The following is a 25,551-nucleotide window of genomic DNA, read 5'->3' on the forward strand; positions in this document are numbered from 1 at the left end:
ATATTTTTTCATTGGTCGTTGTTTTAAAATTTCGTGAAGTTTATTAGCTATTTCTTCTGGAGGTAGTGAGCCGTAGAAATCAGTGGGATTTTTGTATCATAGACAGAATTCATTACCCGTAAAAACTCATTCGCCACTATAGCTTGACCAAATGGACTTAGACTTATCCCATCTGCATTAAAGAAGTTACCGTTGGGATAAGACGCATCCGCTCTTTGCCCATCATGGGTTATGTATTTTCCTTCAATAACTTGCTTGAAAAGTGAGTTTAAATCTACAATATTGACTCCGTATTTTTTGCCTAGGTTGTTAAAATGGGTATTGACAAATTCTATATAATTATTAATACCAATTCCACTACCTATTACATCTGTAACATTTAAAGGATTCTCTTTTGAAAGCCCTGGCTTTAATGCAATATTCACTTTAGGGCTTAATAATGAATCTATCGATGAAGTCGCAATTAATCGTTCTTCAAACTCAAGTAATCGAACAGAAAAATCTCTAGGATTTCTTACATAAATCCTATTAATACCATAATTTTTTGATAAGTCAGATTGATTAGATAAGTTAAAAACAGGAAATGCCAAGACATTCGGGATAGTAGCTAAAAAACCCTTAATATCCGACTTTTTATTTTCTTTAACCGTCTGATGCAAATATCTTATTAAACGTAGTTCTGGAGAGTCCGTTAGAAAGTCTGGGTTATCTTTATATGTATTGTCTGTATTCCAGGAGTAACCCAAAAGAGATGGATTCCCCGTAAATATTACATTTAATATATCATCATATCCACTATCAAACGTATACAAATCGAAATTAGCTTCTTTATAGTAGTCATAGATACTTGCTTTATCTTCACTGAATAGTCTTGAGAGAAAAGAAAAGAATAGTTGCGACTCCTCATCAATACCAGAAATTCCGACCAAATTAGCTCCAATGTAAGTTCTATTTGTAATTGGAACACTGATTGCGTCTATTTCTGTTGTTGTCAGTTGACTCATTCCAATACTTTTTTCTGATATTGACTCAATTCCAAGGTTATTGCTTACATATTTGAATTTTGGCAAGGGACCACCAGTTGGATTATAATCTGTTTTAATTTTCCTACCAAAACCATTGAAATCTTCATTAGCAAATTCAGGTTGTTTGAATTTTGCTAATTTCATTTGCCTTGCTATTAAACTTGGATAGCTTGTGGCCATACCTTCATTGAAATACCCTCCGTTTTGCACCCCGGCAGACATGCTTCCACCAAAAGCCACATATCTTAAAGGTTTATTGTGGAGTGATTCATCTTCCTTATTTTTTATTTTATCTTCTTTTAACAAGTATTCAGGTACCTCATGCAACTTCAATGAATGATAATTGAGTACGGTATCACCTATAATTACGTATTTATTATCTAAGTCCTTCTGTTTGATTTTGGAGATATTCTCATTAACAGCTATTCGAATGGTATCGCCATTTATAATTGAATATTCTAAGACTAGAGGTATTTCCGGAACTAAATCTGAAGTATTACAGCTTAAAAAGCTAACCGCTGCAAATACTGTTGTGAGTATTGTCATTATTATTTTATTTTTCATGTGTGAATGTTAAAGTTTATACGTGGAAATTCATCTGTACCAAGAGGTAAATGGTAAATTTAAAGAAAGTGTTTGACTAGTTCATTTTCAATCGATGCCCCAAATTTATTCTTGATGCATTGATTTTCCTAATAAAATTATTGTTAACTACGCTGCAGCTAAATGCGTATAGAATACTTATAATCAATCATTTGAAAAAAAAAAGAACTCCGTATATGGGTTTTTAAAGGTTCATTTGTATATATGAAACTAATGATTTAGCGGTACATAAACTTGCTTTTTTATAATGAATTAGTGCCACTGTAAATCTAAAAATCAAGAAAGTAAATGCTCTCATAAATCACTTCAAATACATGAATGCGAATCTGCGTATACCTTAAATAAGATTTATTCCTTAATTTTCACAAAAAAACTAACCTGTCTATGCTCGTTGCAGATATTGGTAATACAGATATTCTTTTTGGGATATTTGAAGGCGACCACCTAAAACATACTTATCGGATTCCTTCTAAAAAAGATGAAGGCACTATGTTCTTTGAATATGGGCTTCATAATTTCTTTTTGGAAAATAATATTTCAGCCGACCAATTCCAGAAAACCGTCTTAAGCAGTGTAGTACCAGAGTTAACTAATATTATTGAAGACATTCTAAACAGGTTAAGTACTTCCAAAACCATTGTGGTTAAGCCAGGAATTCATCCTGAGGTCTCTGTGGATATTGAAAACCCTGAAGAACTTGGTTCAGATTTGTATTGCAATGCCGTTTCTGCTTTTAAAAGTTCGCAGTCTGCCTGTATTGTGGTGGATTTTGGCACGGCACTTACTTTTACCGCTGTCAGTAATAAAGGAGAAGTGCTGGGAGTAGCCATTACGCCTGGCCTTAAAACCGCCGTTCATGCTCTTTTTTCTAAGACTTCACAGCTGCCAGAAGTTCCTTTAGAATTACCAGAAAAAGCTATTGGTAGAAATACCTTAAAATCTATTCAGTCTGGTGTGTTATATGGCTATGAAGGTTTAGTTAGAAACTTATTGACCCATTTTAAAAAGGAAATAGGTACGCCATGTAAAGTATTTGCCACGGGTGGCTTGTCTTCTATATTAAAAGGATTGCAATCGGAGTTTGATGATGTAGATATTAATTTGACGCTAAAAGGCTTGAAAGTAATTGGCGAGGAAGTTTAGGCGTAAAAACCTTTCCAAGCAATATACTGCTCCACTTCTTCTTTCACCATGTATTTGATAGACCTGCCTTCTTTAATACACTTTCTCAAAAAAGTGGCAGAAATATCTAATAGAGGTGCCGCCACAAATTCCACAGAGGGGTGCTTTCTGAATTTATGCTCAGCGGTATTGGGTCTTTCATAAACGTAGAGTTTATAAAATTCTAATATTTTGTCGTGGTTTTTCCAGTTTTCAAACTGCACCAGATTATCTTCTCCCATAATAAGCACAAACTCATGCTGGGGGTATTTTTCTGCTAAAACAGTTAGTGTGTCAATGGTATAACTGGGTTTAGGAAGATGCATTTCTATATCAGAAGCCCGTAGTTTTGGATTATCGGCAATGGCCTTTTCTACCATCGTGAGTCTGTCGAACTCATGTAGTAAGCCCTTATTTTTTTTAAAGGGGTTTTGGGGAGAAACAATATACCAAACCTCATTTAAGTCTGTATGAGTGGCCATAGTATTTCCAATAATCAAATGCCCCAAATGGATAGGATTAAAGGAGCCAAAAAACAAACCAATTTTCATACTTAAACTCTTAGCGGTTTTGTTTCTATTGTCAATGCGTCATTTTTAAAATCGGTGTAGAGTTGTTCGGCTTTCTTTTGTGAAGATTCCAAATCATCATTCAGTAACACTACGTCAAACTTATCTTGAAATGTCATTTCAAACTTTACTTTATAAAGTCTTTTTGAAATACTTTCTTCAGTTTCTGTACCCCTATTTCGTAACCTTTCTTCCAAAACTACCTCGTTGGGCACTTTGACAAAAATAGCCAAACCCTTATCTCCAAAGTATTTTTTGAGCTGCAAACCCCCTTTTACATCCACATCAAAAATGACATTTTTGCCTTCTGACCACAGTCTTTCAATCTCCGTTTTAAGGGTGCCATAATAGCCCCCTGGATAAACCTCCTCCCACTCTATAAATTCGTCGGCCTGGATGCGTTCAATAAACTCATCTATGCTTAAGAAATAATAGTCTGCTCCATGGGTTTCGTTTCTGCCTCTTTTATCTCTTGTACATGCTGATATAGAAAACCCTAGGTCTTCATGCGTAGATAAAAGGTGTTTTACAAGTGTGGTCTTTCCAGACCCAGAAGGTGCACAAAAAATGATGGCTTTGCCCATGTATAGCGTTTTGGTTGCACAAAAATAAAAAATCCACTGAAATTCATTTCAGTGGATGCCGTTATACTTAAGAAACTATTTTAAAAAACAGCTTGAATCACTTTAAGCTGAAGTATAGCAATGGCTACAATCATTGTAGCAAAACCTAACTTTTCTCTGATGGATGAAACAGTTGCTTTGGGACAACATTTTTTCTCCAACTTCACACTTAAAGCGTCTTTAATACTTTTCTGAAGTTCATGTCCTTCTATACAAGGCAAACACGTATCCATTTCATTTTTGAAGTGCTCCATTTCTTCCTTAGAAGCTGAACCGTCCAAAACCGCTTGAATCATTTGCATACATCGTTCATGATTCTCGCAATTATGTTTTACTTCAGATATTTTAACCTCGCTCATTTGAAAACTTAAATTTAAACTTTTTAGACCTATGTGATATTAGCGTAACTCCTTATATCCCATGCTTGTAGCGTAAGAACGCAATTTCTCTTTCAATAAGTTCCGAGCTCTATGTAATCTAGATCTTACCGTTCCGATTGGGATGTCTAAAATCTTAGCCATTTCTTCATAAGTAAAGCCTTCAATATCGCATAATATAATAACCGTCCTAAAATCTACGGGTAGTCCGTTTAAAGCCATAGCAACCTCATCACCAATAAGATCATGAACCATTTCGGTTCTTAAATCTACTGTTCCATTATATTGAGGCTCGTCTGCAGAGTTATAAACAGACTCTACTTCTTGATAATCTACTTTGGCAGGTTCCTTACTCTTTTTTCTATAATCATTTATAAAAGAGTTTTTTAATATACGGAATAGCCAAGCCTTAGCATTAGTGCCTTGCTGGAAGGAATTAATGAATCTAAAGGCCTTCATATAGGTATCCTGTACGAGGTCATTTGCTCCGTCTTCATCATTTGTTAGACGAAAGGCGAAATTATACATGGAGTCTATATGAGGCATAAACTCAGCATCAAAAACCTTATACTTTTCCGTTTCCGAATATCGAGGCTTCTTGTTCAGCTCATCTGCTTCTAAAGCCTCTTCTTCGTTATTTATAGCTTCTTCTTCCATTGTTTCACTTTTTTAGTGCCATCTTAAATTACGACTCATTGGCAATTAAGGTTTACAAAAACTTAATTAATAGTCTTTTTATTTAAAAGGCCTTTTTTATTGACAAAAGGGTGCCGTTTTTTGTACTACCATCAAAAACAATACCTCATGACAATGAAGTGGTCGGACATGCCAGAATTACCTGTTTTCTTTGATAGATACATTAGAAAGGTAGACAATGTGCCACTAGATGTTGCATTTCAAAAAAACAAACCTACTGCCATTATGGCTGACATAGCAAAATTAAAGGCTTTGGAAGATGAAGTTTACGCTGCCGGCAAGTGGACCGTGAAAGATATTTTACAGCATATTATTGACACCGAAAGAATTATGACCTACAGAGCATTACGATTTGCCAGAAATGACAAAACAGTTTTGCCAGGTTTTGACGAACAGGATTTTGCGAAAAACACCTCCGTATCCGACAGAACCGTGGACGATTTAATGGAAGAATGGGAAAGTGTAAGAGCTGCTGCTACCACTCTTTTTAAGAGTTTTAACGCAGAAATGCTTCAAAGGACAGGAGTAACTTTTGCGAGTGACATTAGTGTTCTGGCCCTTGGTTTTGTTATCATAGGTCATGCCAATCATCATTATCAAGTTTTAGAAGAGCGTTATTTCCCTTTGCTTTCTGCATGAGCTTGACCTACCACATACTTAATGGAGACATGCTTTTACATCAACTCCCAAAGGATATTTCTGGGGAGATTATAATATGTAGAGAAGCACTAGTAGATGGAGTTGTAAAGGCACATAGTTTGAACCAACTTTTTGAACTAAGGGCTGCCTATCTGAATCACTACGTGGAAACCGAGCATGTCAAAATCGATTATTTCAAAGATGTGGTTTCGGAATTTGAAAAAATATCAACCCTTCCAGAGAATGCTACCACTCACTTGTGGTTTGAGTTTGACCTATTTTGTCAAGTTAATTTATGGTTTGTTATCTCCTTACTAAAAAACCAAACGGTCTATCTAGTTTTACCTAACAGCGAGTTTGGATTTGGAAATATGAATTCCGAAGATTTAAAACAATCTCTTGCAAACAAAATAGCGGTCTCTTCTTCCGAATTAGCTACTTTAAAAGGCTTATGGCCTGCTTTTCAAAGTGCCGATCAATCTAAAATAGAAGCATTGGCAGCAGCACATAGAAAAACACTTCCTTTCCTATTGACCGCCGCCAAAGCAAACGAACGCAGAATAAATGGAGATTTAACGAACGCCGTTAAACGAATTTTGTTAGATACAAATAAGCCAGATTTACAGGAAGCCTTTGAACAATTTTGCTCTCAAGAGCCTACTTTTGGATATAGCGACCTTCAATTTAAAAGGATTTACGACCAACTGATTTCATGTCATTAACAAGAATAAATAAGTTTTTAAGTGAGGCTGGTTACTGCTCTAGAAGAGCGGCCGACAAACTTATAGAAGAAGGAAGAGTTACCATCAATGGCATTGTACCAGAAATGGGTACGAAAATAAGCCCTGAAGATGAGGTAGCGGTAGATGGAAAATCTATTAACAAGCCGAAGGAAGAATACATCTACATTGCTCTTAATAAGCCTGTGGGTATCGTTTGTACCACAGACGTAGGTGTAGAAAAAGACAATATTATTGATTTTGTCAATCACCCGAAACGCATTTTCCCTATCGGCAGATTAGACAAAGCCAGCGAAGGTTTGATTTTACTGACCAATGATGGCGACATGGTAAACAAAATTCTACGTTCTAGAAACAACCACGGAAAGGAATATATAGTGAGTGTCAATAAACCCGTAACCAATAATTTTATTCAAAGAATGGGAATGGGTGTTCCTATACTAGATACCATTACTAAGAAATGTTTCGTGGAGCAAACGGGTAAATTTGAATTCAGAATTATTTTGACGCAGGGGCTTAATAGGCAAATCAGAAGGATGTGCGAGCACCTAGATTATAGGGTAATCACGCTAAAGAGAGTGAGAATTATGAACATTAAATTAGATACCCCAATAGGCAAATGGAGAAATCTAACGACCCAGGAACTGGCTGAAATCAATAGATTGGTGGCGGACTCGGCGAAAACTTTTGATTAATTGTTTTTGTTGTGTTTTTATCTTCGGGAATTTACCGATATATCGCCCCTAATGGGCTTTCTTTGTAGGTACGCTTTTGTTTTTTCTACCTATATTAAGTCCCTACGGGACATTTTGACTTAGGTTTTATTTCTTGGATACACAGATATTGCCCCGATGGGGCTTTTTGTTGCAAACCATCTAATTTTTCTACCAATGTATCGTCCCTATGGGACTTTGCTTTTATTTTTTTGCTACCGAGGCTCTGGGACTTTTTAAGATACATCATTTAACGACCTTCGAGTTATCAATCATAAATATGCTTTGATGGAATTCTCATTAGCAATAGAAAACCTATCACGAAAAGCACCAAGATTAACAGCACTGAGTTTCGCATATCGCCTGTCTGCTGAATAATGAAACCAAAGAAGAACGTACCAATGGCTGTAGCAGAACGCTCCACCACATCATAAAGACTGAAATAAGAGGCCACATCTTTTGTTCCTTCCGGAATTAGCTTGGCATAAGTAGACCTAGAAAGCGACTGTACACCTCCCATTACCAAGCCTACCACAGAGGCAATCACATAAAATTGCTCGGCAGTGGTGCATAAATATGCCGCCAATGGTACCGTAGCCCAAACAGCCACAATTATTCTTAAAGCTATAGTATTTCCATATTTTCTAGATAAAAAAGAAGCCAAGTAAGATCCCGGAATAGCTACCAACTGAATTAAAAGAATGGTTATAATTAGACCTTGCGTAGGAATATTCAGTTCTTTATCGGCGAATAAGGCTGCCACATAAATGACTGTCATCACACCCATATCATACACAAAAAGGGCTGCTAAAAATCTTTTGATAAGTTTTTTAGTTTGCATCTCTTTATAAACTTTCTTCAGCTCTAAGAAGCCTTTCTTAATCCATTGCATCTGAAAAGGTTTGCTTTGGTCTTTAGGCAAATAGTAAAATGGAATTTGAGCAAAGACAGCCCACCAAATACCTACCGTAATAAATGCGATTCGTGATGTAAAGCCAGAATCGGAATCTGCTTGTGTCAGTCCGAATAACTCAGGTTTCATAATCATAGCTAAGTTAGTAATGAGTAATAAAACCGAACCTACATATCCATATGCAAAACCTGTGGCAGAGACTTTGTCAAATCTATCTTCCGTAACAATATCTGGCAAAAAGGAATTATAAAAGACTACAGAGCCTCCCCAACCCACTAAAGACAAGCCAAACGCGATGACCGCCGCAGTGATATTATCCTTGGTAAAAAAGAAAAAGTACATACAGCTAGCTGCTCCCAGATAGCAGAAAAATTTCATAAAGAACTTCCTGCGACCACTATAATCTGCTATTCCCGTTAAAATTGGACTTAAAATAACCAGCGAAAGCGTAGCTAAAGAAAGTGTATAGGAGTACAGTACATCATTATTAAGTTCAAAACCTAGGAAGTTGATGACATCTCCGCCGTCTTCATTTACGGCAGTGGCATGAAAATAAATAGGGAAAATAACGGAAGTAATAACCAGATTATGAACGGAGTTGGCCCAGTCGTACATACACCATGCACGAATTACTTTCTTTTGGTTTTTAATAAAATCCATAAAGGGAATACAATCTTATTGTTTGAAAAGGGATGGCAAGATAGAGCAATTGATTTAAAATTGACCTAAAAGATATCTGTAAACCAAATTATGTCAAACAAGCTTTTTCATCCGTATGGGCGATATATTAATCTACACTTTTAGTTTTTTCCATTTTCGTTCTTTTTTGAGATTATTTTCCTATACTCAGGTCTAATATACCAAGAGATTACGGTTAAAATTAAAAGAAAAAGTGCTGGAAGTATCTCAATTAATTCTTCACTAGCTGCTATGTGTGAAAATATAGCACCTGACATTACAAAGAAAAAACCTGCATATGCCCATTCCTTTATCACTGGGTATTTAGGGATGATTATTGCTATAACTCCTAGTATTTTCCAAGAGCCAATTATCATTGAAAAATAAGATGGATAACTTAATCGCTCCATTATATCAACGAAACCACCTATATTAAATACTTGTTGTATCCCATCTTGCAATCATTGCTAAGCCAAGCCAAATTGTAGCAAACCAATAGATAATTTTATTTCTTTTAGTCATCTGGTTTGTTATAATTTATTAAACCCGCTCTATGCATTAGAAAATCTCCCGATTTTATCGGGACCGTAGCTAAATTGCTTCCCATCGGCAAGCTCAGGGTAACACAAATCAGTACGTAAACCCATTTAACCTCAAACACCATAGCGGTGTTATGCTTATTCCCTTTAATTATCTGATTTATTGTACTTTAAAACTCATAACGATTCCCCAACGCATAATCCGGGTTAAAAGCAAAAGCATGATCAACATAGCACATGTGATCTCTAGCTTTTATTATTCACTCGCTTGTTCATTGGGAAATTTAGTCATATCCATATAAAACACTTCCCAAGTATGCCCGTCAAAATCTTCAATGGTTCGTTGTGTCATAAAACCGTAATCTCTCATTTCGTTAGGTTCTATTCCTCCTGCAGAAAGTCCATTTGTCATTATGTCATTTACCTCATCTATACTTTCTAAGGACAGGGAAAAGAGTCCTGCAATTTTGGATTTGGTGTCTGCAATAGGTTTAGATGTAAAGTTTGCAAACTTTTCGTATGTCAATAACATAACGAAAATGCTTTCACTCCACACCATACATTTTGCGTTGTCGTCTGAAAATTGTGGATTGTTTGTAAACCCCAATGCAGCATAAAAATCCATAGACTTTTGAAGGTCTTTTACTGCTAAATTGATAAATATTTGTTTTGCCATGATTGATTGATTGTTAGCATATTGTTTAACTCATTATAGTTGTGACTAATGGTTTTATGTCCAATTTAGACTATAATTCACAAAAGCACAAAAAATCCTTTACCCTCCAAAAATGGGTCTTGTTTTGGGAATTAATTTTAAAAATAATCAAATCAGGAGCATGCTTTTGGAATTAATAAATATTGAACGGGGTAGCTTAAAGCTCCGCCAATTTTCTTTTGTCAATGCTCCCATCTCCAAGATTCTGATCGGGCTAACATTTCTGCATGCACCAATTAGTAAAACGAGCTTTCATTCGATTAATATTTTTAAACTTAAGGCATTTCTGCCGTAAGCAAGCTTTCTTTTTTAGTTCCTCTAAAATGAGGGATTCTGACTAACGTTTAGTTAAAGGCGGGGCTTTCGGAGCACTGCCCTTTTAAGTTGCACTAATGTTTATTAATTGCCAAAAAGTTTATGTAACCACCCCCACCCTGCTTTTGGCAAGATGCTGTTACCTACAATTTTATCTGTCGGCTTGAGTGATGTCCACATCACTTTTCCGTCAAAGTCTATATTGTATTTTATATTATAAAAGTCTGTCAACGCAATGTGGTCATCATTTAATTTAAATGCTTCTTCATTGTCAAACGAAACAAAAATGTCCGAACCTCCAAATTGCCACTTAATATTTCCTTCTCTGTCAAGCCGTGATATTGTAATTTCTCCATGAACAATATAGTCGTCATGTAATTTATAAATTTCAAAGCATGTTGCTTGGTCAGTCTGAGTTTTCCATTTTATTTCAAGATCAGGAAGTTTCAAACAAAATATTGTGTCGCAACAACACATTAAAATTTGGTCATTGTCGATAAGCGATGTGTTTTCATTAACACCTGTCGCACCGCCTGAGCCGATAATAATGCAATTGTCAATAATCTGGTCGTCTCGATAAATTTTGAGCCCATGTTTTGATCTAGGGTATTGCTCTGCGTTGTCACCAAAGTAAATCTTTGAATAATTGAAATTGTTATCTGCCGATCCATATTTATATGTCGGTTCATCCAGCACTTCAATTGTCAAGTCTTTGTATTGATGTCGCTTCATTTTTGTCGTCCTAAAATTGCTACTAACATTTGGCTAAGCATTACAATCGGTCATTAATAACAAAAAAACAACTTAACACACTAATATACAAACAATTAAATCAATATTCATTTCCCGATCGGTAAGGGTTAAGAAACGTTTTTAACGTTTCTTTCTTATTTATAGAAAGCTAGCCTTTTGTTTTAATCCATCCAAAAAAGCCAGAAATAAAATGAACAGGCTCGCTATTATGTCAGTAGCCAAGTGGTGCCTAAAAGCTGTGTCATCCAATATGCTTTTACTACTAGGCTTTCCGAATTTTATGGGTGTTATAACCTCCACCTAAAAGGGATAATCCAAAATCAGAAAAGAGACTTAACTCATCCGGACAAATGGTTTTGAAACAGAATAGTCTCTTTCTGTTGGTAAAAATTGTTTCCATAGTGACAGGTAACAAGTGCATAGAAGTTTAAGGAACTGTGAATGAGTGGATTTGGCACTTTGATATTATTATTCGTTATATCAATTTTTGTAGTTTTAAAGTCAAACCTAAAAAACGCTATGAAAAGAATTTATGTATTCTTACTCGCTCTTTTTGCAATTTCCTGCCAAAAAGCAGACTATAAGCATCTTACCGTCTTTAAAGGTGCTAGAATTATTGATGGTACAGGAAGTCAGGCCATTGAAAACGGCGTACTAATTATCAAAGATGGAGCAGTATTTAAAGTGGGTACGCAGGAAGCCATTCCTATACCAACGCACGCGAAAATTATTGACGCTAGCGGCAAAACCATTATACCTGGATTAATAAACACCCATGCCCATGTGGGATATTATGATAAGGTAGATGCAGAGCATTATTCTTCAAAAAACATTCAAGAACAACTAGAACTTTATGCTCGTTTTGGAATTACCACTGTGGTAAGTTTGGGCGAAGATCGAAAAGAAGCACAGGCTTTTCAAACTAAAAATGACACCAGCATTGCTCTGAATAGAGCAAGGTTATTTATAGCTGGAGAGATAATCACTGGAACCAACAAAGAAGACGCAGCAAAGGAAGTAGATGTCAATGTTAAAAACGGTACAGACTTCATTAAAATTAGGGTCGATAATAACAGAGGACGCTCAGAAGCCATGAAACCACAAATATATAAGACCGTAATAAAGCAATCTCATAAAAATGGGCTTATGACTGCCGCTCACATGTATGATTTAGAAATTGCGAAAGATTTGGTAAAATCTGGAGCTGACTTTTTAGCTCACAGTGTAAGAGACCAGGAAGTAGATGAGGAATTTATCAATCTTCTTAAAACTAATAAGGTCTGCTATTGCCCTACCCTCACCAGAGATTTATCCACTTTTGTTTATGCCGATAGTCCCAGTTTTTTCAAGGACGCGTTCTTTTTAGAAAATGCCAATACGCATGAACTAGAAATGCTTTTGGATCCGGAAAGACAGAGAGGCATTAGAAATAGTGACAGTTTCGAAGCCAACAAAAATGCCCTCAAAATGGCTAAAACGAATCTTGGTAAATTAGTTAAAGCAGGTCTACCTATTTGTATGGGAACAGATAGCGGAATGCCGACCAGATTTCAAGGCTATTTTGAGCATTTGGAAATGGAGCTGATGCAAGAATCTGGAATGACGCCCGAACAAATTATCAAATCTGCCACAGGCGATGCTGCTGAATATTTGAAACTAAAAGATTTAGGAACCCTTCAAGAAGGAAAAATAGCTGATTTTATTTTACTCGATGCCAATCCTTTAGAAAACATACGGAACAGCAGAGCCATTTCATCCGTGTGGATTGGTGGTGAGGTTTTGAAGAAATAGTTGAAATAACTTGCTTGGAAAAATCATTAATCGTAATATTGCAATGTAATAATTTAAACAATGGGAATAACCAAAACAGATTTATTTACGCAAGAGCAAAACGAATTGGCTAAAGTGGCTAAAGCATTTTCGCATCCTGCTCGTGTGGCAATTTTGGAATACCTTTTGGCTGCCAATGCCTGCATTAATGGCGATTTGGTACAAGAATTAGGCTTGGCACAAGCTACCATTAGTCAGCACTTAAGAGAATTAAAAGACATTGGGATTATTCAGGGAACCATAGAAGGCGTTTCTATGAGCTACTGCATTCACCCAGAACGTTGGGAGGCTATAAACCAATTATTTAGCAATATGTTTGGCAAATACAAAGGTAGTTGTTGCTAAATCCAAATTATACCTTAGAAAACCTATTACGAGTTAAAATGACTGAAAATCTGGACATGAACTCCCTTAGAATCATCAACCATAGCATTACTATGCTTTCGAATTTTAAGTACCTTATTCATTGCCTTTTTAATCTGACGTCACGATTCTCTAATACATAATTAAGCAAAAAAATTTAGAACTAACCATCGCAATATCGCAATAATACATATCAAAATATATAAACAAAATGAAACTATCAGAAGTACAAAACAGCCTTAAAGGCATCTCAGATTTACAATTCAAATTAGCCGACGGCACAAAAGTTCCAGAACACTTTCACGTCACTGAAGTGGGCATGATTACCAAAAACTTTATAGACTGTGGCGGTACGGTTAGAAACGAAAAAGTAGCCAATTTTCAACTTTGGTCTGCCGAAGACCACGACCACAGACTAGCACCAAAAAAACTAAACGACATCATAGCCCTTTCCCAAAAAGTGTTAGGCATGGAAGATTTAGAAGTAGAAGTGGAGTATCAAGGGGCAACCATTGGTAAATACGGACTCGACTTTGATGGCGAGCATTTCGTTTTAAATTCAAAGTTCACAGATTGCTTAGCAAAAGACAGTTGTGGCATTCCGGAAGGAAAACAAAAAATAAGATTGGAGACCGTAGGAGCTTCTACAGAAAATGCTTGCACGCCGGGTGGCGGATGCTGCTAGAATGCAGATACGACCAATGCTAAAGAGAGACTGGAAAGCAGTGAAAACCATCTATCAAGAAGGCATAGATACGGGCATAGCTACTTTCCAGTTACAAGCCCCAGAATGGGAAGCTTGGGAAAAAAGTCATCTTGAAATTGGCCGCTTAGTCATTTTAGAAAATGACATTATTAAAGGTTGGGCGGCTTTAAGCCCTACCTCACAGCGAGAGGTTTATAAAGGTGTATGCGAAGTAAGTATCTATATTGACCCGCAAGCGTGCGGTAAAGGTTTTGGTACTTTATTGCTTCAAAAGCTCATTGAAGAAAGTGAGAAGTACGGCATCTGGACTTTGCAATCCAAAATTTTCCCTCAAAACACTGTAAGTCTCTTATTACATAAAAAATTAGGTTTTCGTGAAGTGGGTATTCGCGAAAAAATAGGGCAACGAATGGGAGTTTGGTATGACAATATCCTTTTGGAAAGACGAAGTGCTTTATTTATAATCTAAGCATTCATTTCATTTCTAGTTTCGAAATCTCATTGACAGATTATTTCGTTATTTAAGCTACACAAACCTTAAATAATTCTGAGTCATGCCAAAAATTGAAATCCCAAACGCCAAAGGCTATCAATTGAATGCCTTTTTAGATCTTCCAGCGGATCAGAAACCTTCACAATATGCTATTTTCGGTCATTGCTTCACCTGTAGTGGGAGCTTAAACGCGGTAAAAAACATTAGCAGAGCATTAACCAAACATGGTTTTGGTGTCTTAAGATTCGACTTCACGGGTTTGGGACTCAGCGAAGGTTCTTTTACAGAGAGTCATTTTACGGCCAACGTGAACGACCTTATGGATGTCCACGAATACATGAAAGTGCATTATGCCGCACCAAGTTTATTTATCGGTCACTCTCTGGGTGGTGCGGCAGTTTTGGTAGCTGCATCAAAACTAGATGACGTAAAAGCCGTAGCCACCATTGGTGCCCCATCAAATGTAGAACATGTAAAAAAACTTTTCACATACAATAAGCCGGATTTTGAAAAACAGGATCTTGTAGAAGTGAATATTGGGGGTCGACCTTTTACTATAAATAAGGATTTTGTAGAAAACTTTGACAATACTGACCTTCCAAAAATAGTCCACGCTCTAAAAAAACCATTTCTTATTTTACATTCGCCGCAAGACACCATTGTAGGCATAGAAAATGCCCAAGAACTATACGAACAGGCATTTCATCCTAAGAGTTTTATTTCATTGGACAAAGCAGACCACTTGCTCATGAAAAAGGAAGACAGCGAATATGCTGGTTCCGTGATAGGTTCATGGGCTAAAAGATATTTCCCCGACATTGAATCCCAGGTTTTAAATACGGCGGGAGAACAGCTCGTGGGACACTTAGACCTTATAAACGACAACTTTACCACTTCTATTCAAACCAAAAAACACAGTTTAACTGCGGATGAACCTATCTCCGTAGGTGGAGATGATTTTGGACCAAATCCTTATGAATTGCTTAATGCAGGATTGGCGGCTTGTACCGCAATGACATTAAAACTATACGCTCAAAGAAAAAAATGGGACTTACAGGAAATCTATGTTTATATCAGTCACTCTAAAACACATTCCGACGATACTTCTGTAGAAACAACGAAGGTGGGTCAACTGGACTTAATTCATAAGAAGCTTAAGCTGGTTGGAAACCTTACTGAAGAACAAAGTCTCAGATTAAAAGAAATTGCATCTAAATGTCCTGTTCATAAAACACTAACATCCGATGCCATCGTGATAGAAACAGAGCTAATATGAATGAAAAGTGAGGCCGTAAAGCCTCACTCTCACCTTTACCCCTAAAGATAACTAATGTTTTTTCGGACCATCCGAAGTTAATTATTCGTGGCTATAAAGTCCGCATCAGTTATTACAAAGATGACGAAAAAAACAATATTTCATTAACTCATTTCTAACATTCTTTGACTCATTTCAGACGAAAGTGTGTTATAATGCGTTTTGAGGCGGGTGTTTTTAAAAATGGCTAAAAAGTGACCTCGAATTATGGGCAAATATTTTGATTAATTTTTGCGGTAAAAACAGCTTCGCTTTCTGTTGAGAAACTAGGATTGAGGGCAATAAACATAGCCGTTTCGTAGCGAACAATTCCAGTTGCTAATATCTTGTTAGTGGCTACTATAGAATCTGTAGCTTTCAGCGTACCAGCGTTAGCTGCCGAAACATTATCATTTGGGTTGATCAGTGTGAGTGTAGACGGCACAGTACTTAGCGTAGCTGACAGTGAATTTCCATTTGGGTTAGAAGCTATAACCCTGTATTGATTGCCTGCCAAACCTGCAGCATTACTTATTTGTAATACAGAACTTGTAACACCACTATACACACCACCATTACTTAAATTGGCAAATGCTCCTGCACCCGTTTTAACCTGCCATTGGTATAAGGTGGTATTGGTGGCTGTTACTGAATAAGTGACGGCCTCACTTTCGCAGACAAATTTGCTTATCGGCTGCGTAGTGACCATAGGTGAATGACACGTTCCTATATAGGTATCATCTGTAATAGTCCAACCCTTATTGTTGATAAGGTTATTACGTGTTGATTGAGCCGCACAATTTTGCAAAGGACTCGTATTACCTAAATTTTCATTGGCATAACCTGCTATATCCCAAGCACTGATATCTCGGTTAAAAGCCGGGGCGTTTCTAAACATTGAGCTCATAGAAGTTAATGACGTAATATCCCATAAGCCAATGTTACCATTGAAGTCTGTAGCATCTTGAAAAATTCCTCCCATATTGGTTACCTGCGACACGTCCCATGAGTTGAGGCCTTGGTTAAACTTTCCTGCAGCAAAAAACATCCTATACATATTAGTAACCCATGAAACATTCCATGAATTAAGTGGTTGATTGAAAGAAGCAGCATGTCTAAACATGAATGACATATTGGTTACGGACGACACATTCCAAGAATCAATATTTTGATTAAAACCAAATGTTTCGGCGAAAACACCCGTCATATTGGTAATTGTGGACCTGTTCCAATTAGATATGTTGCCATTAATTGAGCAATCAGAGAACATTTAAGACATATCGCTTACCGATGTTAGTATTGGAGCATCCGAGGCAAGAACATTGAATTGGTTACATCCTTTAAAAGCATTTGACATACTTTTCCAAGCTATATCTCCCCATCGTTCAACAGATAATATCTTACTTTTATCACCACTACTATTAAAATATATTCTTGGAAAATCTCCTCTAATTGCCACAGTATATGTTCCAGCTATACCGTAATCGTGGGTTGCGTTGCCTGTTCGTCCGAAATCGTCATAGGTGCCATCATTGTACCAGTCCACGTCAAAGTTGTAACCTGTTCCTGTAGTAGGAATAGTAATGGAAGAACTGTTGGATGTTCCAGCGTTATCGGTCATCTAGGTGGTGATGAATGGCAAACTCGCCAAAGCAGTGTCATGTATAGTCGTTTTGGAATCATTAGGAAAAGCTTTATTGCGTTCTACCGACTTTAACGCGAAAACAAGCTGATGATACCAGGCTTGCAACTAAGAATGCAATGAGGAGTATAATTTTTTTCATGCTCAATGATTTATAAAATGTTACACAAACCTTTTATAAAACACAAAAAATCTTTAACTCATTTCAGGCAAAAAGGGGCGTAAAACCTAAATCTCAAGTCACTTACCGAACACACGCACTTATTATTAATGATTTATGGACAAGCCGCGAGGTCTGCTTTACCTAGAAAAACCGAACCATTTTCAACCTCAAAGCCAGGTGCCAAATTGATGGCTTTTCCACTATGATAAGTAACATTGGTAGGGTACTCTATATTCTCAGGTGCAAGTGCAATAATTTTATTGGATGCCGTAATGTATTCTATGGCTTGTTTGGTATCTGTTCCAGTAATATTACTGGTCAAATTTAGATAGTTTGATATACCGCTAGAACTTGGCAAAATGGTTACTTCGACAGTAGCTACTCTGTCGCTTTTGCACGAGCCATCTTCACATGCGACATAATAAGTTGCAGTTGTATTAACATTATAATCAAAGCTTTGCCCAGATCCAATATTCGATCCTCCAGCAGCTTGGGTGTACCATTTTATAATTCCTGTAGAGCAGCTAGCTGAAAGTGTAATATCTGTATTAGCACATACTTCGGTTTTGTTTACGGAAACGGAAGTTGGAATAGAAGGAGCCACTGTACCACTTACTGTAATATTAACTACACTTGCTCGTGTTGTATTACAGCTTTCCGTTTGGCATTCAGAATAAAACCTATAAACCGATTGAGTTGGAAAAACCTTTAGACCCGTACCCAAACCAAGAAAATTACCTCCAGAGTAAGAATCAAACCATGCCACCGTTCCTGTTTCACAAGTAGCATAAACTAATACACTATTTCCTGTACATATGGAATTAACACTTGCACTGCGATTAATAGGTTGATTAACCGTAATATTTACAGCCGGAACATTCACTTTAACACTTTCACAGCTCGAACTTTCCTTACAAGCTACTTGGTACGTAACAGTCGATAATCCTATTGTAAAATTCGGCCCAGTACCTTGTGAGCTTGAAACATTAGACCTATACCATGTAATTGTGCCTGATGCACAAGTTGCGGAATATGTAACATCCTCACCGTAACAACCTTCTGTTTTATTCGCCATAATATTCGTCGGGATTTCTACTCCGACTACAGTTATATCTATTTTTACTCTATTCAAACTGCTGCAACCAGAGGCCTCTTCGCACGTGGCAAAATAGCTTTGATTATTATTAGGACTAACACTTAAGCTTGTTCCTGTACCTATATTAGAGGTTCCACTATTGCTAGTATACCAAGTTAAAACACCTGCGGAACATGTTCCAGTAAGCGATACGGAAGAACCGCAATCAATAGTGCTCAAACTAGAAGAGACATTTGTTGGGCTTGCCAAATAGGTAGGAGTACCTGAAAACTCATAAGCTCCAATGTCTATTGTACCTCCATATGGCCTTGCACTATAAGTCAAATCATTTGCAGGAGCACCACTTGCATTACCAGAATTTACACCTGCCGAGCATCCAGTTAGCTGGAATCCATCGTCTGCAGTATTAAACTTCCCATCTACCCCTTCTGGGTTATTTTCATCAAGAAAAAGAGGATCTTTATCGAAATTATTTCCACCGTCAGTGCCGAAACTAGCATTCCAGCCACCACTCCCTCCTGAGCTCTGAACTATGCTATAACTGGCATTTCCTGAGGAAGATTGAGAAAAATAATAGTTATTCCCTGAGTTACTGGCTGTATTTGCCCAAACAATTGAATTCTTCAAGGTTACTGTAGCCGACTGACTTAAATAAAGTGCTCCTCCACGAAAATTAGAAGAATTTTTAGAAAAAGTACAGTTGACAAGTAAAAGAGGTGTAGCTCCGTTTGCCTCAATTGCTCCTCCGTATGTTGTAGAAAGGTTGTCAGTAAAAAGAGAGTTTGTAAGAGATACTTGCCCTGACCTAGCAGTTATTGCTCCTCCATTCCCAGCTTTATTCCCTACAAAGATGCAATTGGAAGCTTGAATGCCGCTACCGTTAATATTTATGGCTCCTCCATCTGAGGCCTCATTTCCATAAAACTTAATGTTATTAAATGTAGGAGCTCCACTAGTAACCAAGACTCCTCCACCGTCAGATTCTGAACTAGTAGCATGCCCAGCAGTAATAATTAAACCATCCAGTGTGCCATTAGAACACGTTAAAACATGATATGCATTGCTCCCCTGCCTATCTGAAACATTTTCTACTATATTATTAGCATCCGTATTGGTATCATTATTATCAATATCTCCAGACAATATAGTATTGTTATTCACAAAGTTCCTTTGATTTAGGCTCGTTTCTGTCCCTGTAAAACCTCCATAAATGGTTATACTTATATTGAGAAGAAAAGTTTTGGTTCGAAGGTTTCCTGGTGAAGCATTTCCAGATTCGTCCTTTAATGGCTTATAAACACCAGCAGCCACCCAGACTTCATCTCCGCTAGCTGAAGCATTAATCATAGCCTGTATATCTGCTGAAGCATTTGCCCAAGAGGTACCATCTGCCGCTCCTGAGGCTGTTGGTTTTACATACCGAATGGTGGCAAACGATATATTAGAAATAATACTAAAAAGCAGGGTCAATTTAACTAGTTTGTACGTTTTCATAATTATGGACAATTAAGTTTCAAAATCTTATCACATTAAAAATCATTCTGGACAAATCTGCACGGGTAAGAAAAACAGGGTGCTTTCTGTTTCAAAACCTGGGTTCACTTTCACCGCTTTACCACTGTGATAAATAATATCTGCCAGAGGTTTGAGACTGTTAGTCGCATGGATGTATTCGTAGCCAGTTTGATGTGAATAATCGATAGTCCGTGCGACCTTATTATCTTCGTCAGCTGGATTTAAATTCTAAACTGCGGCTCTTGGACCTATACCAACATGACTAGCTGCATAATTGATGGTATTTCCCGTTGGCTTTTGGGTAAGCGAAACACAAGCTCCGAGTAATGTACTGCTTGTCTCTACATCATACCTTGTTAGCAACATGCCACCTTGTCAAAATCACCAATAGCAGCTGTATTAGTGGCTGTGACCTAATAAGGTCTTTGTCAAAAATAGCAGTATGGAGCAAAGGTTACTTTTTATCATATCGAAAGGGGTTAATTAAGTTCAAGACGGAGGATGTTCTTCTTCTGGATGTTTTAAATAAATCTCCATTAAAAATTTCAATACTAACCGTATCCTTCTCTTCCCAAAAATTGGTAATGCAAGCAATGTTTATGACTTGTTGGCGATTAATCCTGATGAAGGATTTTGAGCTCAATGCTTCCTGAACATAGCATAGGCTTTTCGCAGTAATAATTTTATTAGGTAGTGAGGTTGTATAAATAATAGTGTAGTTACTATCACTCTCTAAGTAAACGATATTTTCCGTCTCAATAATTTCTTTCCCCGGTAGTATAAGTGTTTGCATATTTGGAGTAATTAGTTGATAATTAAGCTCTCCAAATATCAACATTACCGCGTCATTTCATTAACGCATTTCGGACAATCTTTAACTCATTTCAGGCAAAACCAACTTTTTTTACTCAGATACCCCGAATTTCAACGTTTGATAGACTATTTTAGAAAATAGCATAGATTATTTCAAACCTGAGTTGGGAAGCCATTAATACGCTTCTTAAGAAATAAAACCAGACATCTATAGCTCCGGTTATAAGCTTGAATCATGTCGAATAACCTATTCCTTAAGAAATGCTATCTGCCACAGAAATGTGAAGATAAAATTAGATGGCGTTATTCGTTGGTGACCATCATAAGGTTTATGCCTCCATATTTAGGCTATGGAGAAGTCGACTTTCACACTTTAGTTTTCTGTCAAACCCATGACTAAGCTTCTTAAAGGCTTAGTAGCCTTTTTTTTTAATTAGAATCACTGTTCTTCACTATTTAGAAAGGTATTCGGAGGGCAAACACCCATACTCCTGTTGAAATATTTTTGAAAAATATGAAAGGTTTTCAAATCCCACTTCAAAAGCAATTTCAGAGATAGTTTTTTCACTTTTCTTTAACATCACCTCCGCCTTTTGAAGCCTAAACTTTCTTACATATTCATTGGGAGAGTACTCACTGATATTCTTCAGTTTACGTCTTAATTGTGTGTCACTCATTTCCATATTTTGAGCTATATGAATTACAGAAAGTCCAGAGTCGGAATAATTCAGTTCTAAATAATTATTCAGGCCATCTATAAAGTACTTTTCCAATGGACTAACATTAGGCTCACTTGTAAGTAATGTATTGCTTTCAGTGCTGAAATATTTTCTAAGATTCTTTCTGTTTTTCAGTCGGTTTCTTATCACCCCTTTTAACTCATCTGCATCAAAAGGCTTGGTCATGTATTGATCTATTCCAATATCAAAGCTCTCTAATCTACTTTCTTTTGAAGATTTAGCCGTAAGCATAATAATAGGCACATGACTGGAGGCAACTTGACCCTTTATTTTTTTACTAAACTCAAACCCATCCATTACGGGCATCATTAAGTCGCAAATAATAATATCTGGCACTTCCATATTAGCCTTTTCTAAGCCCTCCTTCCCATTAAAAGCCTGAATAATATCATACTCACCTTCCAGAATAGTTTTGAGATACTCCTGCATATCCTCATTATCTTCCACCAAAAGCACCAAATCCCTTTTAGAATCCTGATTCACTGCTTCATGAATGAACTCATTTAGCAATTCCTCCTCTTCCGCATCTGTATTTTCGGAAACTATGCCTCCCCAAATATTTTCTCCTACTGGTAAAGAAACTAAAAAGGTGCTCCCTTCCCCTATTTTACTACTAACGTCAATGGTACCTTTCAATAAAGCCACCAATTCCTTTACCAAAGCCAGACCTACCCCAGACCCTTGATAATTATCACTATTAACTTGATAGAACCTATCAAAAATAAAATGTAAATCTTTCTCAGATATACCAAAACCGGTATCCTTTACACTTATTTGCAATACCTTTGGCTCTTCTTGTAATACGACCTTAACTTTTACCTCTCCCTCTTTCTCCGTATATTTTACAGCATTAGACAGTAAATTGTCAATGATTTTATTCAATTTATCTTCATCAAAAAGAGCTTCAAATTCATCTCTATTCTGCGTAAAACCGAGTTGAATTCTTTTAGACTCTGCCAATGACTGAAAAGAAAATACGTGCATTCTTAAATGCTTTGCCAAATCCTTTCTAATTATTTTCACTTCTTGTTTACCCGCCTCCAGTTTCTGAATATCAAGGATTTGATTTATTAATTGCCTTAGTCTATTCAAATTTGGTCTAATCATCCCTAAAAGCTTCTCTTCAGGGTATTTCTTTCTTAACTCCTCCACTGGCCCAGAAATGAGGGTTAGTGGTGTTTTTAACTCATGAGAAATGTTGGTAAAAAAACTGGTTTTAAGATTATCTAACTCCAATAGTTTAATGGACTGAATTTCCTCATTTTTGAGCTTTTCAGCTGCCAAAACATGCTTCACTTCCGTCTCTCTAAATATTTTCCCTAAGAAGAAAATAAATACCAAAATCTCCCCTACAAACAAGAAAAATGCAATACTAGAGATATGAGGTATTTGCATCTGAAATAAGATGCGAATATTCATAAGCACATAGCTCAATAAACCTAAAAGAAATGGAATGGAGTAGTATTTTTGAACTGGCAATTTTCTGTAAACCGAAATAGCGAATAAAGCCATAAGATATAAACCAGAAAACACAATTATACCCGTACCAACTAACAAATAAACCCAATTATAATCAATCTGGACTAAAACGTGTACAGCCACCGTTAGGGCTATAAATAGATAGATAACCTTCTTACTCCAAGCGGGCAAGCCAAAAAATGGTAATACCGCCAAACTAAAAATTAAGCCTCCGATAGGTGAAATGGCATAAAACAAAAAATTTAATTTCTGTACCACCAAAGGATTACTACTTAAAGTCAAGCCCAACACATTTATTAAGCCCCAGTAACCTATTGTTTTGATCAAAATCAAAAAAGAATATGCTCTGAAGCCAATATCCCTTATAACAAAAAGACCTAAGGTTAACACGAGCAAAAGCCTGAAAACGAGCAGACCGTTCACGAACTTCCTCTGTCCAAAATCGTCTAAAAGTACTTTAGTTCTAGTTTGTTTTGGATAAATAGCTAATAGGCTTACCAATGCCCTTTGAGATTCAATACGAAGCAAAAGCGTCTTTTTCCCTTGCAGATTAAAGTTAAAAAATGGTTCCTGACCATTAAAATCATTTTTCTTAGAACTCACTATATCCCAATGACTTGTGGAGTCAAACTTAGAAGTGGATGGGTTAAATTCGTAAAAAGTTACATCTTCAGTAAGCTCGTTTTTCAAGTGTAAAACCCATTCCCTTGGAGCTCCTTCTAAACCTTCTAAATTCACTTTCAACCAAAAAACACTATTAGAAAACGGGAAAATAATATTCCTTTTATTCGGTTTCTTAAACGCTTTATTTTGAACTTCATCCACGGTTAAGATACCGCTCTCGTCCATGAAAACCTCGGTGGAAGGTGTGATATTTTTAAAAGAAGTATCCTTTTCTTTGAGTTGAACAACCTGACTAAATGAGGCCATGCTCTTAAGGATGAGCAAGACTGTTATAAGGTTTCCTTTATGCAAATTTGGCATTAATTATCTTTTATAGGGGTTTTCAAAGATATCAAATTTTTAGATTAGAATGCTAACATAAATACGGCACTGACAAGTACGCTTAAAACATTACAAAATACACCCCAAAAGCCACGCCAAACTCATTGATATTATTATCAATAAGTTAAACAAAACTTGAAACAAAAATACTTTAAACGCGATAACCCATACTTCTTAGAATCTTAATGACGCTAGATTTTCTCCTCCTAGATATAGGAAAGAGCTTTTCATCATTAATCTTAAATGAGTCAGTTTCCTTGATATACTTTGAATAATTTAAGTTTATCAAGACTTTCCGATTCGGTCTAAAGAAAAATGTGATGTGTGAAAACCTCTTTTCAATCGATTTTAAGGTAATACAAGTCAAAAATACTTCTCCATTAATAAAATGAACTTTAGTGTAATTAGTGATGGCCTCAAAAAAAGCAATCTCGTTAGGATGAACTTCTCTGAAGCTTCCTATATGTATATATGGTTTCATGGCTACGCAGTCTGAAACAACCGGTGGGCTGTTTTATCCTTAGTGGTAAACAAAGTTAATACATCTCTTAAAGATGGGAAATAGGTAAAACTACTTGTTTATGGCGGTGGAGTTTTCTGAAACCAAATCGCAATTAATAGTATTCAATAATTAATTTCAGAAACAGAAAAGGCCTCTCAGAAACATATCATGAAAGACCTTTTTGTTATTACACTAGAATATTATTTACAGCGGACAAACCGCTTCAATCTTCGCACTGAAAACGGTACCGCCATTTGCCGTAAATCCTGGCTCTAATAGAATATAATTTCCAGCCTTATAACTCACATTAGCACTTCCGTTTACTTTATTGGTAGCATTTATGGCCTGCACCGCTTTCTCCGTTTTTGTCAAATTCAAAATGTCATTCGTTGGTGAAACTAAACTGACATTTGAAGAAATAATGGAGAGACTTCCAGAGGCTGCTGAAGAAACCATGGGTGAGCTAGAACGAACCACCACTTTGTAGTTTGAACTACTAGGTAGATTGTTTGGAATAGTACAAGCTATACTAGTCGGGTCTGAGGAGCTTCCTATCAATATCTGATTCCCAAAGTTTCCGTTTTGGTCGGATAGATATGCTTGATATACATTTCCCACATTGAAACTAAATACGCCTGAGGCTGTAGCTGAAACCGTAAGACTGGTACCTGCACATATAGCATTCGTTGATAGTGTCGGGCTTGTGATTGCTCTATCCCCACGAACTATAGAAAAGTGTAATTCATCTGGCCCTACTACTACATTGCCTTGAGAGTTATTTTGGTCAAAGCCTCTAGCTATGAACGTATAATAATTAGCTTCAAATGCTTCTCCTGATGCTACACCATTGG

28 protein-coding genes are annotated in these 25,551 nt (G+C 36.7%); 9 read left to right on the plus strand and 19 right to left on the minus strand.

What is annotated here, in order from left to right; translation table 11 throughout:
- Nucleotides 1-47: 47 nt before the first annotated feature.
- Nucleotides 48-1,589 (minus strand): hypothetical protein, encoded by a 1,542-nt coding sequence (locus tag ACTBZY_RS06960; RefSeq protein ID WP_463045630.1) that lies wholly within the window; start codon nt 1,587-1,589, stop codon nt 48-50.
- Between the two features lie 423 nt (nt 1,590-2,012).
- Here ACTBZY_RS06960 and ACTBZY_RS06965 point away from each other — a divergent pair, with 423 nt between their 5' ends.
- On the plus strand, nt 2,013-2,771 hold the full coding sequence (locus ACTBZY_RS06965) for a type III pantothenate kinase (protein ID WP_463045631.1): 759 nt from the start codon (nt 2,013-2,015) through the stop codon (nt 2,769-2,771).
- Here ACTBZY_RS06965 and nadD read toward each other — a convergent pair.
- The 4 genes from nadD to ACTBZY_RS06985 form a co-directional block, all read right to left on the minus strand.
- Nucleotides 2,768-3,340, minus strand: a complete 573-nt coding sequence (gene nadD / locus ACTBZY_RS06970) for a nicotinate (nicotinamide) nucleotide adenylyltransferase (RefSeq protein ID WP_463045632.1) — start codon at nt 3,338-3,340, stop codon at nt 2,768-2,770. The two genes, ACTBZY_RS06965 and nadD, sit on opposite strands and share 4 nt — an antisense overlap.
- 2 nt (nt 3,341-3,342) lie before the next feature.
- Nucleotides 3,343-3,942, minus strand: a complete 600-nt coding sequence (gene gmk, locus ACTBZY_RS06975; protein WP_463045633.1) for a guanylate kinase — start codon at nt 3,940-3,942, stop codon at nt 3,343-3,345.
- Nucleotides 3,943-4,022: 80 nt separating this feature from the next.
- Entirely contained in the window at nt 4,023-4,340 is a 318-nt protein-coding gene (locus tag ACTBZY_RS06980) for a hypothetical protein (protein WP_463045634.1), read from the minus strand.
- 39 nt (nt 4,341-4,379) lie between these two features.
- Nucleotides 4,380-5,015, minus strand: coding sequence for a sigma-70 family RNA polymerase sigma factor (locus ACTBZY_RS06985; RefSeq protein WP_463045635.1), 636 nt, complete (start codon nt 5,013-5,015; stop codon nt 4,380-4,382).
- Nucleotides 5,016-5,168: 153 nt separating this feature from the next.
- Here ACTBZY_RS06985 and ACTBZY_RS06990 point away from each other — a divergent pair, with 153 nt between their 5' ends.
- The 3 genes from ACTBZY_RS06990 to rluF are packed head-to-tail and all read left to right on the plus strand — an operon-like array spanning nt 5,169 to nt 7,128.
- Complete coding sequence (locus ACTBZY_RS06990; protein ID WP_463045636.1) at nt 5,169-5,693, plus strand: DinB family protein; 525 nt, start codon at nt 5,169-5,171, stop codon at nt 5,691-5,693.
- Nucleotides 5,690-6,415: a hypothetical protein gene (locus ACTBZY_RS06995; protein ID WP_463045637.1), complete on the plus strand. Its 726-nt coding sequence runs from the start codon at nt 5,690-5,692 to the stop codon at nt 6,413-6,415. Before ACTBZY_RS06990 ends, ACTBZY_RS06995 begins: the two co-directional genes overlap by 4 nt.
- Nucleotides 6,406-7,128 carry a 23S rRNA pseudouridine(2604) synthase RluF gene (gene rluF, locus ACTBZY_RS07000; RefSeq protein ID WP_463045638.1) on the plus strand — a complete coding sequence of 241 codons (723 nt, stop codon included), beginning with the start codon at nt 6,406-6,408 and terminating at the stop codon, nt 7,126-7,128. Before ACTBZY_RS06995 ends, rluF begins: the two co-directional genes overlap by 10 nt.
- A 286-nt stretch (nt 7,129-7,414) precedes the next feature.
- Here the strand turns inward: rluF and ACTBZY_RS07005 are convergent, their stop codons facing one another.
- The 5 genes from ACTBZY_RS07005 to ACTBZY_RS07025 form a co-directional block, all read right to left on the minus strand.
- Nucleotides 7,415-8,719, minus strand: a complete 1,305-nt coding sequence (locus tag ACTBZY_RS07005) for an MFS transporter (protein WP_463045639.1) — start codon at nt 8,717-8,719, stop codon at nt 7,415-7,417.
- Between the two features lie 140 nt (nt 8,720-8,859).
- A complete protein-coding gene (locus ACTBZY_RS07010; protein ID WP_463045640.1) occupies nt 8,860-9,198 on the minus strand; it encodes a DoxX family protein in 339 nt (112 codons plus the stop codon).
- Nucleotides 9,199-9,532: 334 nt separating this feature from the next.
- On the minus strand, nt 9,533-9,952 hold the full coding sequence (locus ACTBZY_RS07015; RefSeq protein ID WP_463045641.1) for a VOC family protein: 420 nt from the start codon (nt 9,950-9,952) through the stop codon (nt 9,533-9,535).
- Nucleotides 9,953-10,390: 438 nt separating this feature from the next.
- On the minus strand, nt 10,391-11,038 hold the full coding sequence (locus tag ACTBZY_RS07020; protein ID WP_463045642.1) for a hypothetical protein: 648 nt from the start codon (nt 11,036-11,038) through the stop codon (nt 10,391-10,393).
- A 283-nt stretch (nt 11,039-11,321) separates the two neighbouring features.
- A complete protein-coding gene (locus tag ACTBZY_RS07025) occupies nt 11,322-11,459 on the minus strand; it encodes a hypothetical protein (RefSeq protein WP_463045643.1) in 138 nt (45 codons plus the stop codon).
- A gap of 119 nt (nt 11,460-11,578) precedes the next feature.
- On the opposite strand from ACTBZY_RS07025, the gene ACTBZY_RS07030 reads away from it, so the two are divergent.
- The 5 genes from ACTBZY_RS07030 to ACTBZY_RS07050 all read left to right on the plus strand — a co-directional run bounded on the left by ACTBZY_RS07030 (nt 11,579) and on the right by ACTBZY_RS07050 (nt 15,727).
- Nucleotides 11,579-12,850, plus strand: a complete 1,272-nt coding sequence (locus ACTBZY_RS07030; RefSeq protein ID WP_463045644.1) for an amidohydrolase family protein — start codon at nt 11,579-11,581, stop codon at nt 12,848-12,850.
- Between the two features lie 60 nt (nt 12,851-12,910).
- Nucleotides 12,911-13,234, plus strand: a complete 324-nt coding sequence (locus ACTBZY_RS07035) for an ArsR/SmtB family transcription factor (RefSeq protein ID WP_463045645.1) — start codon at nt 12,911-12,913, stop codon at nt 13,232-13,234.
- A 229-nt stretch (nt 13,235-13,463) separates the two neighbouring features.
- Nucleotides 13,464-13,937 (plus strand): DUF6428 family protein, encoded by a 474-nt coding sequence (locus ACTBZY_RS07040; protein ID WP_463045646.1) that lies wholly within the window; start codon nt 13,464-13,466, stop codon nt 13,935-13,937.
- The gene (locus ACTBZY_RS07045; protein WP_463045647.1) at nt 13,906-14,427 is read left to right on the plus strand and encodes an N-acetyltransferase family protein; all 522 of its coding nucleotides are present in this window, start codon (nt 13,906-13,908) and stop codon (nt 14,425-14,427) included. Before ACTBZY_RS07040 ends, ACTBZY_RS07045 begins: the two co-directional genes overlap by 32 nt.
- Nucleotides 14,428-14,512: 85 nt before the next feature.
- A complete protein-coding gene (locus tag ACTBZY_RS07050; protein WP_463045648.1) occupies nt 14,513-15,727 on the plus strand; it encodes a bifunctional alpha/beta hydrolase/OsmC family protein in 1,215 nt (404 codons plus the stop codon).
- 244 nt (nt 15,728-15,971) lie between these two features.
- Here ACTBZY_RS07050 and ACTBZY_RS07055 read toward each other — a convergent pair whose 3' ends face one another.
- From ACTBZY_RS07055 to ACTBZY_RS07095, 9 genes are all read right to left on the minus strand, one after another.
- A complete protein-coding gene (locus ACTBZY_RS07055) occupies nt 15,972-17,015 on the minus strand; it encodes a BspA family leucine-rich repeat surface protein (RefSeq protein ID WP_463045649.1) in 1,044 nt (347 codons plus the stop codon).
- Nucleotides 17,016-17,366, minus strand: coding sequence for a hypothetical protein (locus ACTBZY_RS07060; protein WP_463045650.1), 351 nt, complete (start codon nt 17,364-17,366; stop codon nt 17,016-17,018). It lies immediately after the preceding gene.
- A gap of 296 nt (nt 17,367-17,662) precedes the next feature.
- Nucleotides 17,663-20,140 (minus strand): Ig-like domain-containing protein, encoded by a 2,478-nt coding sequence (locus ACTBZY_RS07065; RefSeq protein WP_463045651.1) that lies wholly within the window; start codon nt 20,138-20,140, stop codon nt 17,663-17,665.
- A 42-nt stretch (nt 20,141-20,182) separates the two neighbouring features.
- Nucleotides 20,183-20,347 (minus strand): 3-coathanger stack domain-containing protein, encoded by a 165-nt coding sequence (locus ACTBZY_RS07070; RefSeq protein WP_463045657.1) that lies wholly within the window; start codon nt 20,345-20,347, stop codon nt 20,183-20,185.
- Between the two features lie 42 nt (nt 20,348-20,389).
- A complete protein-coding gene (locus ACTBZY_RS07075; protein ID WP_463045652.1) occupies nt 20,390-20,527 on the minus strand; it encodes a hypothetical protein in 138 nt (45 codons plus the stop codon).
- Between the two features lie 88 nt (nt 20,528-20,615).
- On the minus strand, nt 20,616-20,954 hold the full coding sequence (locus ACTBZY_RS07080; RefSeq protein ID WP_463045653.1) for a LytTR family transcriptional regulator DNA-binding domain-containing protein: 339 nt from the start codon (nt 20,952-20,954) through the stop codon (nt 20,616-20,618).
- A gap of 472 nt (nt 20,955-21,426) precedes the next feature.
- Nucleotides 21,427-24,177 (minus strand): ATP-binding protein, encoded by a 2,751-nt coding sequence (locus ACTBZY_RS07085; protein WP_463045654.1) that lies wholly within the window; start codon nt 24,175-24,177, stop codon nt 21,427-21,429.
- A 172-nt stretch (nt 24,178-24,349) separates the two neighbouring features.
- Entirely contained in the window at nt 24,350-24,679 is a 330-nt protein-coding gene (locus tag ACTBZY_RS07090; protein WP_463045655.1) for a LytTR family transcriptional regulator DNA-binding domain-containing protein, read from the minus strand.
- Nucleotides 24,680-24,904: 225 nt separating this feature from the next.
- A partial coding sequence (locus ACTBZY_RS07095) for a 3-coathanger stack domain-containing protein (protein WP_463045656.1) occupies nt 24,905-25,551 on the minus strand: 647 nt, incomplete at its 5' end.

The organism is Arcticibacterium sp. (assembly GCF_055134445.1).